The following is an 18,345-nucleotide window of genomic DNA, read 5'->3' as shown; positions in this document are numbered from 1 at the left end:
CCCACAATAAAAGAGACGCCAGTTGCTTGGACGCGAATCCTTGCTCCTGACGTCTCCCGGATCAATCGGCCCGAAGGCTCCTCGATCCACAAATAGTCTAGTGAATCGTTGGCTCAGATCACAAGAATTGACTGCCATGAATCTGCAATATCTTGGGGACAAAATACGGACTTATCCACCGAATCTGGGTGATATCCACAACCTCAGGAAAGGCACGCTCATAAGTCCGCCTGTAGTTGAACAACGACATCCTGCCGAGATCCGCAGCGCAACCGCCATGCCGCCAAAGAACGGACTTCAGAGCGCGGCTGTCCGGAAATCTCTTCGCCTGTCGGGTCTGCTTCCGGGGTCGGATGTGACCTTGGCCGCCGCTTGGTTCAGCCTTAAGGACCGGGGCCTGCTGCGCGCGGGCGCCTTCGCCGACCTGGTGCTCTTCGATCCCGAGACGGTGATCGACAGCGCGACCTTCTAGGAGCCGAAGCGGCCGGCCGCCGGGATCGAGCTGGTGATGGTCAACGGCCGGACGGTCTGGGACGGCAGCGCCCACAGCGGCGTGCGCCCGGGCCGCGCCCTGCGCCGGCAGGACCAGGACCCGCCGCGGGCGGCGGCGGAACAGGACCTCGCCCGCGCGCGATCCGCTCTCGCCGGGCCATGATGGCGGTCGAGGGCGATCCCGGCTCTGACCCAGCGAGGTGCCAAGATAGCGACAGAGCGGCCGCATCGCAGGGCTTTCGCAGCGGTCTCGGTCAAGGCGTCGCGTTGGGCGTGCTGCCAACAAGGCATAAGGCTCTGCTGCAACACGGGTGCCGCCTCTCGACGAAACCTATCGATCACGGTCCTTTCCGCGGCAGGTTCGGCTGACCCCCAGCTCCAGACATCAGAGACAGGGAGGACCGCTCAGCACCCGTTTTCGGACGTGCGCGGCGACAGTCCCTGACGGGAACAAGTGAGCCAAACCAATCCTCGGCATATCAACACAGCTTTGCAGCGAGACACCGAAGAAAGCTCACTTGGCCCCGAGAGTGTCAGCTGCAGTCGCTCTCAAGAATGGCACGAATCCTCGCAAGAAGCTCGCCGCGCCGATAGGGCTTCCTCACCAGATTCACCTCGGTCTGCAACTGCCCTTCATGGACAACCGGGTTCTCGGCGTAGCCCGTGGTATAGAGAACTCGAATGCCTGGCTGTATTCGTTTGGCCTTTTCCGAGATTTCCACACCGTTCATGCCCCCAGGTAGCACAACGTCAGTGAATAAGAGAGCAAAACCTTTGCCATTCCGAAGTCGTCTTATCGCTTCGGTACCGTTTCTTGCCTCCACAACTTCGTAACCGTGACTACGGAGGATGTCTGCTGAAATTCGTCGGACGCTTGGATTGTCTTCGACAACTAGAATACGTTCTGATCCACGTGCAAGCTCCACCGTATCGCGGTCAGCGCTTCCCTGAGTGGCGGCTTCATACGAGCGAGGCAGGTAGAGCCTTACCGTAGTGCCGCGACCAACTCTGCTTTCGATCGTTATATGCCCTCCTGACTGCTTTAGGAGGCCGTAGACAACGCTTAGACCAAGACCGTTGCCTCTTCCCACTTCCTTTGTCGTGAAAAAGGGCTCAAATGCCTTTTCCAGAGTCTCACTCGGTATACCTGTGCCAGTGTCACTCACCACGATCTCCACGTAGTCCCCAGGGGTCACCTCTTCGTGTTTATCAGCATAGGAGTCATCGAGAGTGACGTTGGTGGACTCGATCATCAGCGTCCCGCCATTCGGCATGGCGTCCCGTGCATTCACCGCCAAATTGATGAGAGCGTTTTCCAGCTGGCGCGGATCGATCATCGCCGGCCACAGGTCTGAAGCGCAGGCTATTCTCAGCTCTACGGTCTCGCCAAGCGTACGGCGCAGGATATCACTTAGACTACCGACGAGCCCGGTTACGTCCGTCGACGCCGGTTCCAGCGGCTGTTGGCGCGAGAACGCCAACAGCCGGTTGGTGAGGGACGAGCCCCGGTCTATCGCCCACTTGATCTCTTCTATGTGATACTTCGCTTCCTGGTCCCAGCCGACCTTATCTTCCAGGGCCTCTGCGTTTCCGATCATGACAGCGAGGAGATTGTTGAAGTCATGGGAAACGCCCCCTGTCATTTGCCCGATCGCCTGCATTCGCTGAGAGCGCAGAAGCTGTTCTTCCAGAGATCTGCGTTGGGTAATGTTTTGATGCTGTACGACGAACTTGCGAGGGCCATCCATCTCAAGTGGCTTGATCCACATCATGAACCATCGCTTTTCTTGGGGACTGTGGCAGGGGTATTCGAAATGGAATAGGGGCCGCCGTTTCTCTATAACGTCCCGGATACCAGCATAGGCTTCTTGAGCTTCCGTCTCGCCACTCTCGGCAGACTGACGACAAACTTGCAAGTAATTGACGCCCGGACAGGTCTTCTCCAGTGCGCCGCCATTTTCCTTCGAGAAGGCGATCCAGGCTTCGTTGACCCACTCTATCTTGCCGCCTTCGTCGATAACGGCGATCTGTTCTGTCAAGGAGTCGAGAACGGACCTCAGGAAACTGGAGGAGGTCCCGAGATCATCATTGCCTTTGAAACACATCCTCTATGGCCTTCACCCTCAGCATGCCGTGTACTCGCTTCGCTCCGACTCAGGATCACCCGCCGTCCTCGGCACCTCATCCATCGGTCCAGCAAAATCCACGTCGCCATTGGAAGCTGGAGAACCTCGCTCGCGGCTATCCTCTTCGTTGCCAGCGATTGGCGCCGTCAATTTGCAAAGTCGCTCAAGAAACGAGTTCGAGCAGAGCCCGACAGCTGGTGCAGGAAAGAGACCCCTGCGGGGCCGGCTTTCGACACCCAAAACAAATCCGAATCGGACGTTCAACCTTCAACGTCCGGCTATTGCGTGACCTAGCGCACTCAAGTCGGCTTCGCTGAGCCACCGACGGGCAAGGGGCAAGACGCTGCGGTTTTCCCAGAAGAGGTGACGTCTCCATCTCTCGACGAGCATGAGAGCGTTGATAGCGAAGTCGTTTGGCAGACCCAGTGGCACCTCTGCGCAGATGGCCCCCAGGTCGTCGACGAGCGTTTCCACAAGCCTTCTGTCCTGGTCATGTTCTCGTCGGAGCCGCGACAGGACCAAACCGATTTCGTCGTCCCGGCAGCGCGATTGCAGCAGGGGAAGCAGAACCCTCTCTTCGTCTGTTTCGTGGTCAGGAAGATCTTCCAACAGGTACGCCTTTATGGCTGCTGCCTCTCCGGAGGCGTCGGGCTTCGTGAGGTCGTCCACGAGCTTCTCCAGCCGGGCGCAAATCTCTTCCTGCTCTCGGTGTTCCAAGAGGATAAAGCCCAGAGGATCGGCAATCACCTCGGCTGCGGTAGCGCATTGGCTGAAGGTCGGTGGTTGCAGAAACACTGGTGCGGTCGCAAGCAGGCTTATCGTTGATTTTCAGTTTCGATTAATGCCGAATTCGCGGATGAGACTTTGATCCACATCAAGCTTGCCGATGTCGAGCCAAGCCTGCCCGATGGCAAACGCCGCGTTTGACTGGAACGGAATTATGTCAGCTTGTGGCTTGACGACGACATCCTGCCGAGATCCGCAGGGCGCCCGCTATCCCGCCAAGAACGGACATCAGCGCGCGGCCGGCCGGAATTCCTTCCCCTGTCGGGTCCGCTCCCGGAGTCGGATGTGACGGTGGCCGCCGCTCAGGTCAGCCTCAGGGACCGGGGCCTGCTGCTGATCCTCGATTGACCGCGGTGGCCGGTCAGGCCTCGGCGGCGGTCTCCAAGGTCCAGGCCACGACGTCCTGCATGACGTCGCCCAGGCTCGTATCGAAGCCGGTTACGATGTTGTCGAGGGTGATGTTCTCGATCTCGTAGGCGGAATCGAAGGAGGCGGTGGCCAGGGGGTCCCGGCGGGGCGGCTTCATCAGGCTGGTGTCCAGGCGCACGCGCACGGTGCCCCGCTGCGCAGTCGCTGCCGTCGTCTCGATATGGAACTGGATGAGCTGCAGGTTCAGGACGAAGTCCGGGCGGATCCGACCGCGCCGGTCGACCACCTTCGAGATCCTGTTGGAATTACCGAAGGACTTGACCAGCAGCTCCATGACCATCTCGGGCGCGCGGCTCGCCCACTGGCCGCCGGAGACGTACTTGATGTCGTCCCGCGTGCCGATCGCGATCCGCGCCGTGTTCAGCGACAAGGTGGCGGTCGGCTCGTTGACCTGCAGCGTCCAGGCTGCGGTCCGAGGGCCCGGCGGAAAGTCCTCCAGGGGCGCCAGCCGGATCCGGCGCGGGGCTGCGCCGCTTCCGGGAAGCTGGCATCCGACCAGCCCGAGGCCGGCCAGGCAACTCGCGGAGAGAACGAACCTTCGACGCGGCAGGCGATCGCTTTCGGGCCTGCTGGCGCGGGTCATCGGATTCGCCACCTCGGTCGTTTCAAGACGCCGACCCTGGATCCTCTCGCGTCTCCGCGCTGAACCTTCCGGTCGCGGCGCCCGGCGCCCAGGACGACGTCGCGGCAAGCCTAGCCTCTGAGGCGCGGTCGGGGAAGTCCTCCTGGCGCCGCCGCGCCCCGGCGGCCAAGCCCGGGCGACAGGCTCGATCCTGCGGCTCGTCGGCTTCCGGCCGGAGATGGAAACTCCGGAAAATCCTTGGCGGATCCACCGGCTAGCCCGGCGTATGGCGAAAGCGGTGCCACCGGCCGAGGTCCGGATGGAACGGGCGGCTTGGGTCCGAGGGGCGGGTCTTTCCCTAGGTCATCGTCTTCGTCGGGTTCGAGGCGGTCTCCTCGAGCTCGGCACCCATTTCCCGCCCGAGGCGACGAACTTCTGGGACGGCCTCCTGTCCGTGCTGAGCGTCCTGATCGCGGTCGCAGGCACGGTCTACGCCTATCGCGCGAACCGCGGCGGCGAAGGGCAGGACTTCGCCGCGAAGTACTTCGGCATCGGCTTCGTCGTCGCGGTGCGGTTCCTGGTCTTCGGCATCCCGATCCTGGTGGCCTTGATCCTGTATTGGTCCTACGCCTTCGGCGACCTCGAGACCATGCCGACGACGCCCCTCGAGGTGACGGTGATCGCCGCCTGGTCCGCGGCGATCTATCTGCGCACGGCGAAGCACATGCGGGACACGGCCGAGGCCCAGAGAGCCGCGGCCTGAAGCTCTTCGGCGAAGATCCCGATCTCGGACGGGCGTTACGGCATCAGCTGGCCGCCGTTGACCTCGACGACCTGGCCGGTGACGTAGCCCGACATCGCGTCCGAGGCGAGGTAGAGGTAGGTGCCGACGCAGTCCTCAGGCGTGCCCAGGCGCTTCATCGGGATCGTCGACTTGATCGCCTCCAAGACCTCCGGCGGGGTGTGCACCTGGTGGAACAGGGTGTAGATGGTGCCCGGGGCGACCGCGTTGAAGCGCACGCCCTGCTCGCCGAACTCCCGCGCATAGTTGCGCACCATGTTCTCGACCGCCGCCTTGGCGCCGGCATAGAGGCTGGCGCCGGCGCCGCCGCCCATGCGCGCCGCCAGCGAGCCGGTGACGATGACGTTGCCCTTGGCCGCGATCAAGTGCGGGATGGCGGCGGAACAGCACTCCATCACCGAGCGCACGTTCAGGGTCATGACCTCGTCGTAGAACTCGGTGGTCAGCTCCTGAAGGTTCACGCGGCCGACCAGGCCGCCCGCGTTGCAGACCAGGACGTCCAGGCCGCCGAAGTCCGCGGCCACGGCCTCGACCAGGCCCCGCACCGCCTCGGTCGAGCGCACGTCGGCCTGGAAGACCTTGGCGGTGCCGCCGGCCTCGGCGATCCCGGCCCGGACCGCCTCGGCTTCAGCTCGGCTGGAGCCGTAGTGGACCGCGACCTTGGCGCCGCAGCCCGCAAAACCCTTGGCCACCGCCGCGCCGATTCCCGTGCTTGCACCGGTCACCAGGACCGACTTGCCTGCTAGATCCTGAGTCATTCCTCGCTTTCCACTTCGTTTGCTGACAGCTGGGCACGGCCCGGAGGGACCGCGCGACTCCCCGCGCCGATCACCGGTCGCGCAGGTGGTCGGTGACGCGCTTGCGCGCGCAGTGAATGTGGTAGCGCATCGCCAGGTCGGCCCCGACCGCGTCTCCAGTCGAGATTGCGTCGGCGATCGCCCGGTGCTCGTCGAGGATCTTCCGGATGCGCTCCGGCGAGCCCCGCCTGCTGATCTTGAGGGCGACCCGCATGCCGGCGATCATCGCCGCGTTGAGCGAAGACAGGATGCCGACGAAGACGTCGTTCCCGGTGGCCTTGGCGACCGCCATGTGGAAGGCGAAGTCGGCCTCGTCCGCCAGGTCGTCACCCTTCAGGGCGGCCTGCAGCTTCCCGAAGCTGGCCTCGATGTTCTTGATGTCCTCGGCCGTCGCCCGTTGCGCCGCCAGGCTTGCGGCCGCGCCTTCGAGGGGCAGCCGCGCCTCGAAGCAGCGCAGCAGCCCGGCGACGTCGGACGGCGAGGCGAAGTGAATCAGGCCCTCGGGCGGCCGGGCCTTGACGAAGGTCCCGGCGCCCTGGCGGGTGTAGACCAGGCCGTCGGCCTGCAGGCGCAGCAGGGCTTCGCGGATCACCGGCCGCGAGACCTTGAAGGCGCGCGATATCTGGTTCTCGGAGGGCAGCTTGTCGCCCTCCTTCAGCTCGGCGGAGACGATCTTCTCCAGCAGCTGGCCGTAGAGCTGGTCGGCCAGCCGCTCGCGTTTCTCGATCCTGAGCTTCAGATCGACCATCCCGCTAGCCCGCAAACCAGGTCGGCAGGGCCAGCGAGATCGCCGGCACGAAGGTGGTCAGCATCAGGGCCACCAGGATCGCCGCATAGAAGGGCCAGATGGTCTTGACGGCGCGCTCGATCGGCACCTTTCCGACGGCGCAGCCGACGAAGAGGCAGGCGCCGACCGGCGGCGTGCAGAGCCCCAGGCCCAGGTTCATCATCATGATCATCGCGAACTGCAGGGGGTCCATGCCCAGCGACTGCGCGACCGGCAGGAAGATCGGCGTGCAGATCAGGATCAGCGCCGCCATGTCCATGATCATGCCGAGCACCAGCAGCATCAGGTTGATCATCAGCAGGACCGCCACCGGGTTCTCGGAGATGCCGAACATGAAGCCGGTCATCCGCGAGGGCACCTGGTAGAAGGTCAGCATGTAGGCGAAGGCGGCGGCGCAGGCGACCAGGATCATGACCATCGAGGTGGTCCGCACCGAGTTGACGACCGCGATCTTGAAGTTCTCCCAGGTCAGCGCGCGGTAGACGACGATGGTCGCGAGAAAGGCGTAGATCGTCCCGAAGGCGCCGGACTCGGTGACCGTGAAGATGCCGCTGAGGACGCCGCCGACGATGATGACCGCGGTGAAGAGGCCCGGCAGCGCGGCGATGAAGCTCACCAGGAGCACCGGGACGCCGGGGAAGGCCTCGGCGCGGTAGCCCCGCCGCACGGCGATCAGGTAGGCGGCGGCCGCCAGGCAGACGCACATCACCATGCCGGGCACGACGCCCGAGAGGAACAGGCTGGAGATCGACACGCCGCCGCCGGCGGCCACGGCGAAGAGGATCATGTTGTGGCTCGGCGGGATCAGGATCCCGGCGATCGACGAGGTCACGGTCACGTTGACCGCGTAGTCGTCGTCGTAGCCCTTCTCCTTCATCACCGGGATCAGGATCGAGCCCAGCGCCGAGATGTCGGCGACGGCCGAGCCGGAGATCCCGCCGAAGAGCATCGAGGAGAAGACGTTGACGATGCCGAGGCCGCCCCGCAGGGCGCCGACCGCCGCCGAGGCCAAGCGGACCAGGCGGATGGCGATGCCGCCGTGGAACATCAGCTCGCCGGCGAAGATGAAGAAGGGGATCGCCATCAGCGAGAAGACGTTGATGCCCGAGATGATCCGCTGAAAGGCGATGATCAGAGGCAGGCCCTCGTAGAAGAAGGCCGAGACCGCGGCGATGCCCAGGGCGAAGGCGACCGGTATGCCGACCACGACGCAGGCCGCGAAGATCCCCAGCAGGACGACCAGGCCCATGGTCTAGCCCTCAGCCGTCCGACCCGTCGTCTCCGGCCCCTTTGAAGAGCCGGATCAGATGGCCGATGGAGAACAGCGAGGTGAAGGCCCCGCAGAGCATGATCGGGATGGCCCGGAGCCCCTCCGGGAGGTGGATCAGCGGGATCTCGGTGCCCCACTTGAAGACGGCGAGCTCGTAGCTCTTGACCATCATCACCGCGCCGAAGCCGAGCAGGGCGAGGTGCGAGATCACGACGAAGGCGAGCCGCAGCGGCCGGGGGCTGACCTCGCGGAAGTAGGAGATGCTGAGATGGGTGTTCCTGTGGATGCCGACGGCGGCGCCCAGGAAGCCGATCAGCATCACCAGGAGCAGCGCGGCCTGCTCGACCCAGGTCGGGGTCGAGTTCAGGACGTAACGGCCGAAGACCAGCCAGCCGAACATCGCCGTCAGGGCGACCAACGCGATGCCGCCGATCAGCATGCTGACGGAGCTGATCAGGTCCAGCAGCTGGTCGTAGCGGGATTTCCTATCCGGGTGCGTCCGGTCGGGCATGAGTCGTCACCGCTCCGAGCAATACCGCAGCCGCGCGCCAAGTCGGGCGCGGCCACCGGTTCTCCCGGTGCTCGCCGAGAGCCGGTGGCCTTTGCCGAAGGGACCTACTTCGTGTTCTGGATCAGCTCGACCAGCGGTTTCAGGTCGGGGTTCGCGCTCAGATACTTGTCGTAGACCGGCTGCATGGCCTCCTGGAAGGCGGCCTTGTCCGGGATGTCGTTGAACTTGACCCCGGCCTGGATCACCTTCTCGCGGCTGGACTCGGCGCGCTTGGCCCAGAGCTCGCGCTGCAGGGTCGCGGACTCCCGCGCGGCCTCCTTCACCAGCGCCTTGTCGGCGTCGGACAGGCCGTCGTAGACCGAGGCGTTGATGCAGACGCACTCCGGGATGATCAGGTGCTGGGACAGGGAGTAGTAGCCGGCGACCTCGAAGTGCCCGGTCGACTCGTAGGACGGCCAGTTGTTCTCGGCGCCGTCGACGACGCCGGTCTTGAGCGACTGGTAGACCTCGGAGAAGGCCATCGGCGAGGGGTTGCCGCCGAGCGCGGAAATCATGCCGGAGTAGAGGTCGTTGTTCATGACCCGGACCTTCATGCCGGAGACGTCGGCCGGGGTCTCGATCGGCTTCTTGGAGTTGTAGAAGGAGCGCGCGCCCGAATCGTACCAGGCCAGCGCGATCAGTCCCTTCTTGGCCATGCCGGCGCTGATCTGGTCGCCCGCTTCGCCGTCAAGGGCGCGGTGCATGTGCTCCATGTCCCTGAAGATGAAGGGCAGGGAGACCACGTTCGCTTCCGGCGCCACCGGGCCGATCGGACCCAGGTTGAAGTTGCCGATCTCCAGGCCGCCGATGCGGACCTGCTCGATGGCGTCGGGCTGGGTGCCCAGGGTGCCGGAATGGAACATCTTCAGCGTGATCTTGCCGCCGGACTTCTCCTCGAGAAGCTCGGCGAACTTGTCCATCGCCACGGTGTTGGGATAGTCCGGCTTGTGGATGTTCCAGCCACGCCATTCCGCGGCCTGGGCCGCCGAGGTGACGCCCGCCAGCAAGGCGGTCGCCGCCAGATAGGGGATGGCCTGTCTGAAGCTGATCATGGATAACCTCCCTCGGAACTTCTGAGTTTGCGTTCTTATGGCGCCGGGGGGGACGAGGGGGTGGATCGCCTTCCCCGTCCCGCCCGGGCATCGCTTGTCTGACAAGTTTCCCAGATACGGACGACTTATCAAGTGTCGTTACAAGCACGGCGCCTTGCCGGCGTCGCCGTCCTGGCTCGGGCGCGCGAAAAGCGCACAGCGAGGTGTTCTCGGCCGCACACTTGATCTATAGTTGCGCGGGAATCGGACCGGGGGGCCGACGGCGCGCCGGTTCGCACAGTTGATGGGAGTCGTATATGGAAGATCGGCTGACCAAGTCGGCGGCGCGAAACATCTTCTACGGCGGGTCGCTCATCTTTCTTCTGATCTTCCTGGGCCTCACGGCTCACAGTCACCTCTACATCGTGAACGAATCGACCGACTCGGAAGGCCTGACCGAGGCCGTCGCGCGCGGCAAGCACGTCTGGGAGAAGCACTCCTGCATCAACTGTCACACGCTGCTCGGCGAAGGCGCCTACTTCGCGCCGGAGCTGGGCAACGTCTGGCTGCGCTACGGCGGCGCCGACGACCCGGAGGGCGCGCGGGAGTCCCTGAAGCTCTGGATCGAGTCGCAGCCGACCGGGATCGAGGGCCGCCGCCAGATGCCCAACTTCGGGCTCGACGACCAGGAGCTCGACGACCTGGTCGACTTTTTCGAATGGGTCAGCCGGATCGATACCCAGGGCTGGCCGCCGGAGGAATCGGGCTGACCGCCCGCCAGGTCTGAGGGAGGCCGATGCAGTACCAGTCGCAAAAGGTCGCGCTCGTCTTTTTCGCCGGCGCGATGATCCTCTTCGCCGCGCAGGTCGTCTTCGGCCTGCTCGCCGGCTACGTCTACGTCAACCCGAACTTCCTCGCCGAGCTCCTTCCCTTCAACATCCTGCGGATGATCCACACCAGCGCGCTGATCGTCTGGCTGCTGCTCGGCTTCTTCGGTGCGGCCTACTACCTGATTCCCGAAGAGAGCGAGACCGAGCTCTACAGCACCAAGCTCGCCTACATCCAGTTCGCCATCCTCTTCTTCGCCGCCTTGGCGACCGTGGTCGGCTACCTCTTCCGCATCCACGAAGGGCGCGAGTTCCTCGAGCACCCGCTGTGGGTCAAGGTCGTGATCGTGATCGGGGTCCTGATCTTCCTCTACAACATCACGCTCACCGTGCTGAAGGGCCGCAAGACCGTCGTCACCAACGTCCTGCTGCTCGGCCTCTGGGGCCTCGCGGTCTTCTTCCTCTTCGCCTTCTACAACCCCTCCAACCTGGCCCTGGACAAGATGTACTGGTGGTACGTCGTCCACCTCTGGGTCGAGGCGGTCTGGGAGCTGATCATGGCCGCGATCCTGGCCTTCCTCATGATCAAGCTGACCGGGGTCGACCGCGAGGTGGTCGAGAAGTGGCTCTACGTGATCGTCGCCCTGGCGCTCTTCTCGGGCCTGCTCGGCACCGGGCACCACTACTACTGGATCGGCACGCCGGGGTACTGGCAGTGGATCGGCAACGTCTTCTCGACCCTGGAGGTCGCGCCGCTCTTCGCCATGGTGGTCTTCACCTTCATGATGGTCTGGAAGGGCGGCCGAACCCATCCCAACAAGGCGGCCCTGCTGTGGAGCCTCGGCACCTCGGTCGTGGCCTTCTTCGGCGCCGGCGTCTGGGGCTTCATGCACACGCTCTCGACGGTGAACTACTACACCCACGGGACCCAGATCACCGCGGCCCACGGCCACCTGGCCTTCTTCGGCGCCTACGTCTCCCTCAACCTCGCGATCATCACCTACGCCATGCCCTATCTGCGCGGGCGGCAGCCCTTCAACCAGGTGCTCAACATGTGGAGCTTCTGGCTGATGAACGGCGGCATGGCCTTCATGACCTTCACCCTGACCTTCGCCGGGGTGGTGCAGACCCATCTGCAGCGGGTGCGCGGCGAGTACTACATGGACGTTCAGGACGAGCTGGGGATCTTCTTCCTGATGCGCCTCGGTGCCGGGATCGTCGTGGTGATCGGCGCCCTGCTGTTCATCTGGGCCGTCTTCGTGCCGCGCGGCGAGACGGAGCCCGCGGCCGCCGCGCCGCAGCCAGCCGAGTAGCCGGGCATGGCGCAGCCCGCCGCGCCGGTCGCCGGCGCGCCGCAGCCGGGTTCGCTGCCCTACTACCTGCCGATCGGCGACGAGTGCGAGATCTTCGAGACCGCCTATCGGAACTGCGTGCCGCTGCTCCTCAAGGGGCCGACCGGCTGCGGCAAGAGCCGCCTGGTCGCGCACATGGCGGCGCGCCTGGGGCGCGAGCTCTTCACCGTGGCCTGCCACGACGACCTAGCGGCGGCCGACCTGACCGGCCGCTACCTCCTGCACGGCGGCGAGACCGTGTGGACCGACGGGCCGCTGACCCGCGCCGTGCGCCTCGGCGGCATCTGCTACCTCGACGAGATCGTCGAGGCGCGCAAGGACGTCACCGTCGTGCTCCACCCGCTGAGCGACGACCGGCGGATCCTGCCCCTCGAGCGGACCGGCGAGCTGCTGGAGGCGCCCGCCGAATTCATGCTCGTGCTGTCCTACAACCCCGGCTACCAGAACATCCTGAAGTCCCTGAAGACCAGCACGCGCCAGCGCTTCATCGCCATCGACTTCGATTTCCCGCCGCAGGAGCAGGAGATCGAGATCGTGAGCACCGAGAGCGGGCTGCCGGCGGAGCGCTGCCGCCCCCTGGTCCTGCTGGCGCAGCGCCTGCGCGAGCTCAAGGGCCGGGACCTGGACGAGGGCGTGTCTACGCGCCTGGTGGTGCACTGCGCGACCCTGATCCGCGCCGGCACCAAGCCCATGACCGCGATCCAGGCCGCCATGATCGAGCCCCTGACCGACGACGCCGACGTCAAGCAAGGCCTGGCCGAGGTGGTGCGCGCGGTCCTGGGCTAGAGCACGATGGCATGAGGTCGAAACGACCTCATGTCTGAATCGTGCTCTAAACTTTTGAAAGAGAGCGGGATGACATGAAGCCGGATTGGCTTCATGTCATCCCGCTCTAGGGCGGCGCGTCCATGGCGGGGTTCCTGGAGGCCGAGGAAGGGGTCGGGCGCTGGTGGCACCGCCGCGTCGGCGAGAAGTCCAGCTATCCGAGCTATCCCGAGGCGGCGGTGGCCTTCGAAGACCTTGCCGGGATGCTCGGCGTGGTCTTCCGAGGGCTGGGCGGCGACCCGGGCATCCAGGTGTCGTCCCAGGCGCCGCAGCGCTCCGGGCATCGCCTGACCCTGCGGCAGCGCCTCGGGCGGACCGAGGAGAGCCTCGAGCGGGCCTGCCTGCGCGGCGACAAGCTGCTGCTGCCGCGCGCCATCGCCGCCTTTCCCGATCGCGAGCTGAACCGCGCGCTCTATCTCTGGAACGCCGCCTTCCTGGCCGCCTCGCCGCCGCCGGAGCCGCGCAGGCCGGCGGATCCGCTGCAGGCGGACCTGGCCTTCCTGCGCCGCGCCCTGCAAACCACGGAAGCGCTGCTGTCGTCCTATCCGGGACTGCGGCCGTCGCATGAGCGGCTCTGCCGGGCCCTGCTGAAGGAGCGCCCGCGCCGGCGGCTGCCCGAGACCGAGCGCCGGGTCGAGGACCTGGTCCTGGCCCTGCTCGGCGATCCGGCCGCGCAGGCCGCCGCCGCGTCGTCGGTGGAGGTGCTGCGCGACTCCGAGGACTCCCTGGCCGGGCTGCGCGCGCCCGCCGGCTACCGCCGCTTCCTGCCGCTGCCGCTCTGGGGCGAGGTCGCGGCCGAGACGCTCGACGGGGCCAACTCGGAGGCCTCGGAGGACGGGACGGCCGGCGCCGTCGAGGAGCTCGGCCGCGGCCAGCTCCGCAAAGCCAGGCGGAAGCGCCAGGAGCGGAGCGAGCGCGGCGATCCCCTGATTCTCAACCGCTTCGAGACGATCCTGTCCTGGGCGGAGATGTTGAACCTCAGCCGCAAGGTCGAGGACGACGACAGCGCGGCGGCGAAGAAGGCCCTGGACGACGCCGACGAGGTCACGCTGACGCGGCACCACAAGCGCGCCGCGACGCGGCTGCGCTTCGACCTCGACCTGAGCCCCCTGGACCCCGACGCCGGCCCGATCGAGGAGGGCCTCCTCTATCCGGAATGGGACTTCCGGCGCGGCGCCTACCATCCGGACCATTGCCGCGTCTTCGTCGATGCCAGCCGGCCGGACCCGGCGCCCTGGCAGCCGAGCGAGGAGAGCCGGCGGCAGATCCGCCGGGTCCGGCGCTACTTCGAGGCCCTGCGGCCCAAGCGCGAGGTCTGCAACCGGCAGCTCGACGGCGCCGAGCTCGACATGGACGCGGTGATCCGCGCGCGCTGCGACCTCATGGCCAGCGGCCGGGGCTCGAACCGGGTCTACCTCCAGGCCCGGGACGCGGCCAGGGATCTCGCGGTCGCGGTGCTGATCGACCTGTCGCTCTCGACCGACAGCTGGGTCGACAACCGGCGGGTCCTGGATGTCGAGAAGGAGGCGCTGACCAGCCTGGGCTACGGGCTGCAGGCCTCCGGCGATGCCAACGCCATCTACGGCTTCACCTCGCGCAAGCGTTCCATGGTCCTGGTCACGACCGTCAAGGCCTTCGAGGAGTCCATGGGGCCGCAGGTCGAGCAGCGCATCGGCGCGCTCAAGCCCGGTTACTACACGCGCATCGGGGCGGCGCTGCGCCACGTCTCGAGCCTCTTGGAGGCGCGCCCGAACCGCTACCGGCTGCTGCTGCTCCTGACCGACGGCAAGCCCAACGACCTGGACCACTACGAGGGGCGCTACGGCGTCGAGGACACCCGCCAGGCGGTGCGCGAGGCCGCCCGCAAGGGCCAGACGGTCTTCGCCGTCACCGTCGACCGCAACGCGACGGAATACCTGCCCCACATGTTCGGCCGCGGCCGCTTCGCCGTCGTGCCGCGGCTCTCGAAGCTGGTGACCGCCCTGCCCGCGATCTACCGCTCGGTGACGAGCTAGAGCAACGTGCTTTTGGTCATTTGGGATGGAACCTCGGAATCGGAATTCAGTTCGGAAAGAGCGGCCAGGCGAGTAGATCGGAAGGCGTAGCCTTTGGACGACGCTAGGCGTAGTCCAGATGATTGGGTCCGAAGAAGATGTTTCGCGCCCCTAGAAATCGGTCGCCGTGTTAGCATTGCGCGCCTTCCAAACTGCGCCGGTTAGGTAACTTTGGCGAGCATCCTCGTTCCAATGGTGCGTCACATCTTTGGGGCGATCCTCGGGGGGAGCGAACGCGGTGGATGTGGGGGAATGGCTTCGAAGCCTCGGCCTCGAACGCTACCAGGCAGCGTTCGACGCGAACGAGGTCGACGGCGACGTCCTGCTCACTCTCACGGGCGACGACCTTAAGGACTTGGGCGTCACCTTGGTCGGCCATCGCCGGCGCATGCTTGACGCGATCGCGGCGCTCAACGCGGGCGAGGCGCCACCCCTCGCCCAGGCAGCAGATCGGCAATCCGACGGTCCCGGGCCGACGCAGGTCGGTTCTTCGGGCAACGAAGGAGAGGCCGAACGACGCCAGCTCACCGTCGTTTTCGTCGACCTCGTGGGTTCGACCGAGCTGAGCCACGATCTCGACCCGGAAGAAATGCGCGACATCATCCGGCAGTATCAGAACACGGTCACGGGAGAAATCACGCGCTTCGAAGGACACATCGCGAAGTTCATGGGTGACGGGGTGCTGGCCTACTTCGGTTGGCCCAGGGCGCATGAAGACGCCGCCGAACGCGCCGTCAGAGCCGGTCTCGCCGTGACCGCGGCCGTCGGCGCCCTGACGACGCAGCAAGGCGGGGGGCTCGCCGCGCGCGTGGGTATCGCAACGGGTGTCGTTGTCGTCGGCGACCTCGTTGGCGAGGGCGCGGCGCAAGAGGAAGCGGTGGTCGGCGAGACCCCGAATCTGGCGGCTCGGCTGCAGGCCTTGGCACTGCCGGATCAGGTCGTGATTGCGGAAGGCACGGCCCGTCTCTTGGGGCGCCTGTTCGATCTGCGTGCACTCGAAGCGCGCGCGGTCAAGGGGTTCTCGGAGCCGGTCCTGGCCTATCAAGTCCTGCAGGAGAGCTCGGCCGAGAGCCGCTTCGAAGCGCTCCATTCCAGCGGCCTGCTGCCCCTCGTCGGGAGAGAACAGGAGATCGCTCTCCTGCTCGATCGATGGCGCCTCGCCAAGTCGGGCGAGGGCCAAGTGGTCCAGCTGATGGGGGAGCCCGGGATCGGTAAGTCCCGAATTGTCCAGGCCTTGCGCAACCAGGTCTCGGCCGAACCTCATTTGCGGCTCTCCTATTTCTGCTCGCCGTTTCACAGCAACAGCGCGTTCTATCCGTGTATCACCCAGCTGAGCCGTGCCGCCGGCTTCGAACGAGATGACACGGCCGAACAGAGACTCGAGAAGCTGGAAGCGCTGCTGGCGCAAGCGGCCGACTCGCTCGACGAGGCCGTGCCGGTTGTCGCATCGCTCCTGTCGGTTCCTTTCGATGACCGCTATCCGCCACTCAACCTGTCGCCCCAGCGCCAGAAGACCCGGCTTTTCGAGATCTTGCTGGAGCAGCTGGACGGTCTCACCGCCCGTCAGCCGATCCTCGAGATCGTGGAAGATCTTCATTGGATGGATCCGTCGTCCTTGGAGTTGTTCGACCAGGTGGTCGATCGTGCCCAAGGCCTTCCGGTTCTTCTCGTCTTTACCTCTCGTCCCGATTCCGCGCCACGCTGGCTGGGATGCCCGCACGCGACCTTGCTCACGCTCAAGCGGCTCGGTCGCGACGACGTGGCAGATATCGTCGACCGCATGACCGAAGGCTGCGGCCTGCCCGGCCCGGTCCTGGAACACATCCTCGCCCGTACGGATGGAGTCCCGCTCTTTGTCGAGGAACTGACCAAGTTGGTCCTCGAGTCGGGTCTGCTGCGCTCGGTGGGCAAGAAGTACGCGCTCTGCGGTCCCCTGCCGCCGCTCGCGATTCCGGCGACCTTGCAGGACTCGCTCATGGCCCGACTGGATCGCATGGCGCCCGTCAAGGAGGTGGCGCAGATCGGTGCGGTCATCGGCAGGGACTTCTCCTACGAGCTCCTGGCCGCGGTTGCGAACCGACCGGCGGCGGAACTGCAGTCTGCCCTGGATCAGCTCGTTGCATCCGAGCTCATGGTCCGGCGAGGCGCACTGCCAAACGCCACCTACAGCTTCAAGCACGCACTCGTGCAGGATGCGGCCTACGAGTCCTTGCTGCGGCGGCGCCGGCAGGTTCTCCACCTTCAGGTCGTCGACGCGATCGAGAAGCAGTTCCCGGAGATCGTCCAACGACAACCGGAGCTGCTGGCACGCCATTGCACGGAGGCGGGGACGACAGAAAAGGCAATCGAGTACTGGAAACTCGCCGCGCAGCTCGCGATGGACCGCTCCGCCACAAAGGAGGCGATCGCCCACCTGAACGCCGGTTTGCAGAACGTAAAGACTCTGCCTGAGAGTGACGCGGACCGCCATCGTCGGGAGCTTGAACTTCAGTTGGCAATCGGCAGCGCCTTGGTTGCAGCCCACGGATTCGCCGCCCCGGAAACCGAACAAGCCTATGTGCGCGCCCGCGAGCTCTGCCAGAAACTGAACGATCGTGAGCGACTTTTCCCGGTCCTATACGGGCTTTGCCTTTTCCATCTCTACTCGGCAGACCTAGACGCTGCCCAAGCAGCGTCCGGTCAACTGCTGAAGCTGTCCGAAGCGATCAACGAACCCGGGCCGCTTTTCTTCGCGCAGCGGGCTGCCGGGGTCAGCTCTTATCCCGCGGGCGATTTCACTGCGGCGCGCGGGCATCTCGAGGAAGCCCTGTCTCTCTACGATCCAAAGAAGCATCGTACACCCGCCTTCGTCTATGCCTTCGATCCCCAGGTGGTTTGCCTGGACTACCTGGCGCGCACCCTGCTTCCGCTGGGCTTGCTGGATCAGGCGATCGAGCGGAACGAAGAGGCCGTTGCGGAGGCGAGACGAATCGGACACCGCAACAGCCTCGCTTTGCCGTTGTTCTTCGGAGCGACCCTTCGCCAGCAATGCGGCGACACCCGGCGCGTGCGCACCATGGCCGACGAGCTGGCAAAGCTCGCCGAAGAAGAGGGATTTCGGTTCTGGCTGGCGGGAGGCAACATCCTGCAAGGTTGGGTGGTGGCCAACGAAGGCGACCTGCAGGCAGGCATGAAGACCATGCAGGACGGCATCGGCGAGTGGCAGAAGACCGGTGCCAACTTCATGATGCCCTATTTTCTCGCCTTGCTTGCCGACCTGCACATACGCTACGGCGAGCCGGCCAAGGCGCTTTCGGTTCTGGACGAGGCCGAGAAGCGGATCGAGGGAAGCAAGGAGCGCTGGTTCGAGGCCGAAGTGCATCGGACAATCGGGGAGACGCTGCTGACGCCAGACTTGCGCGACGAGCGACGCGCCGAGGCATGCTTCGAACGGGCACTTCTGGTGGCGCGCGCGCAGGGTGCGCGCCTGTGGGAGCTTCGCACCGTGATGAGCCTCGGCCCGCTACGGTCCGAACAGGGCCGCCCCGACTCCTTCCTCGATCTCCTGGAGTCCGTCTATTCGGAGTTTACCGAAGGCCACGGCACAGCCGACCTTCGAAGAGCGAAAGACGCTTTGACGCTGGCACGGCAATCAGCCGATCACTAGAGCGGGATG

The 18,345-nt window shown here is 65.4% G+C and carries 15 protein-coding genes; 7 read left to right on the top strand and 8 right to left on the bottom strand.

Annotated elements, in window-relative coordinates; translation table 11 throughout:
* The first annotated feature begins 508 nt into the window (after positions 1 to 508).
* Positions 509 to 655 carry a hypothetical protein gene (locus QNJ30_19295; protein MDJ0945619.1) on the top strand — a complete coding sequence of 49 codons (147 nt, stop codon included), beginning with the start codon at positions 509 to 511 and terminating at the stop codon, positions 653 to 655.
* A gap of 370 nt (positions 656 to 1,025) precedes the next feature.
* Here QNJ30_19295 and QNJ30_19290 read toward each other — a convergent pair whose 3' ends face one another.
* The 3 genes from QNJ30_19290 to QNJ30_19280 all read right to left on the bottom strand — a co-directional run bounded on the left by QNJ30_19290 (position 1,026) and on the right by QNJ30_19280 (position 4,416).
* Complete coding sequence (locus tag QNJ30_19290) at positions 1,026 to 2,597, bottom strand: ATP-binding protein (protein MDJ0945618.1); 1,572 nt, start codon at positions 2,595 to 2,597, stop codon at positions 1,026 to 1,028.
* A gap of 288 nt (positions 2,598 to 2,885) precedes the next feature.
* A complete protein-coding gene (locus tag QNJ30_19285; GenBank protein ID MDJ0945617.1) occupies positions 2,886 to 3,365 on the bottom strand; it encodes a hemerythrin domain-containing protein in 480 nt (159 codons plus the stop codon).
* Between the two features lie 400 nt (positions 3,366 to 3,765).
* Positions 3,766 to 4,416: an ABC-type transport auxiliary lipoprotein family protein gene (locus QNJ30_19280; protein ID MDJ0945616.1), complete on the bottom strand. Its 651-nt coding sequence runs from the start codon at positions 4,414 to 4,416 to the stop codon at positions 3,766 to 3,768.
* Positions 4,417 to 4,714: 298 nt separating this feature from the next.
* Here QNJ30_19280 and QNJ30_19275 point away from each other — a divergent pair, with 298 nt between their 5' ends.
* Entirely contained in the window at positions 4,715 to 5,158 is a 444-nt protein-coding gene (locus tag QNJ30_19275; GenBank protein ID MDJ0945615.1) for a hypothetical protein, read from the top strand.
* Between the two features lie 35 nt (positions 5,159 to 5,193).
* Here the strand turns inward: QNJ30_19275 and QNJ30_19270 are convergent, their stop codons facing one another.
* The 5 genes from QNJ30_19270 to QNJ30_19250 all read right to left on the bottom strand — a co-directional run bounded on the left by QNJ30_19270 (position 5,194) and on the right by QNJ30_19250 (position 9,653).
* Entirely contained in the window at positions 5,194 to 5,955 is a 762-nt protein-coding gene (locus QNJ30_19270; protein ID MDJ0945614.1) for an SDR family oxidoreductase, read from the bottom strand.
* A gap of 70 nt (positions 5,956 to 6,025) precedes the next feature.
* Complete coding sequence (locus tag QNJ30_19265) at positions 6,026 to 6,742, bottom strand: FadR/GntR family transcriptional regulator (protein MDJ0945613.1); 717 nt, start codon at positions 6,740 to 6,742, stop codon at positions 6,026 to 6,028.
* 4 nt (positions 6,743 to 6,746) lie between these two features.
* Positions 6,747 to 8,030 carry a TRAP transporter large permease gene (locus tag QNJ30_19260; protein ID MDJ0945612.1) on the bottom strand — a complete coding sequence of 428 codons (1,284 nt, stop codon included), beginning with the start codon at positions 8,028 to 8,030 and terminating at the stop codon, positions 6,747 to 6,749.
* A 10-nt stretch (positions 8,031 to 8,040) separates the two neighbouring features.
* Positions 8,041 to 8,562 carry a TRAP transporter small permease gene (locus QNJ30_19255; protein MDJ0945611.1) on the bottom strand — a complete coding sequence of 174 codons (522 nt, stop codon included), beginning with the start codon at positions 8,560 to 8,562 and terminating at the stop codon, positions 8,041 to 8,043.
* A 104-nt stretch (positions 8,563 to 8,666) separates the two neighbouring features.
* A complete protein-coding gene (locus QNJ30_19250; GenBank protein ID MDJ0945610.1) occupies positions 8,667 to 9,653 on the bottom strand; it encodes a TRAP transporter substrate-binding protein in 987 nt (328 codons plus the stop codon).
* 296 nt (positions 9,654 to 9,949) lie between these two features.
* Here QNJ30_19250 and QNJ30_19245 point away from each other — a divergent pair, with 296 nt between their 5' ends.
* The 5 genes from QNJ30_19245 to QNJ30_19225 all read left to right on the top strand — a co-directional run bounded on the left by QNJ30_19245 (position 9,950) and on the right by QNJ30_19225 (position 18,336).
* On the top strand, positions 9,950 to 10,402 hold the full coding sequence (locus QNJ30_19245) for a cytochrome c (GenBank protein ID MDJ0945609.1): 453 nt from the start codon (positions 9,950 to 9,952) through the stop codon (positions 10,400 to 10,402).
* 26 nt (positions 10,403 to 10,428) lie between these two features.
* On the top strand, positions 10,429 to 11,772 hold the full coding sequence (locus QNJ30_19240) for a cbb3-type cytochrome c oxidase subunit I (protein MDJ0945608.1): 1,344 nt from the start codon (positions 10,429 to 10,431) through the stop codon (positions 11,770 to 11,772).
* A gap of 6 nt (positions 11,773 to 11,778) precedes the next feature.
* Positions 11,779 to 12,597, top strand: coding sequence for a CbbQ/NirQ/NorQ/GpvN family protein (locus QNJ30_19235; GenBank protein ID MDJ0945607.1), 819 nt, complete (start codon positions 11,779 to 11,781; stop codon positions 12,595 to 12,597).
* 122 nt (positions 12,598 to 12,719) lie between these two features.
* Entirely contained in the window at positions 12,720 to 14,651 is a 1,932-nt protein-coding gene (locus QNJ30_19230; GenBank protein MDJ0945606.1) for a VWA domain-containing protein, read from the top strand.
* Between the two features lie 277 nt (positions 14,652 to 14,928).
* Entirely contained in the window at positions 14,929 to 18,336 is a 3,408-nt protein-coding gene (locus QNJ30_19225) for an adenylate/guanylate cyclase domain-containing protein (GenBank protein ID MDJ0945605.1), read from the top strand.
* Positions 18,337 to 18,345: the final 9 nt, after the last annotated feature.

The organism is Kiloniellales bacterium, from assembly GCA_030066685.1.
Taxonomy (GTDB): domain Bacteria; phylum Pseudomonadota; class Alphaproteobacteria; order Kiloniellales; family JAKSBE01; genus JAKSBE01.
The sequence above is the reverse complement of the archived record's forward strand: the minus strand, read 5'-3'. Positions and strand labels throughout refer to the sequence as shown.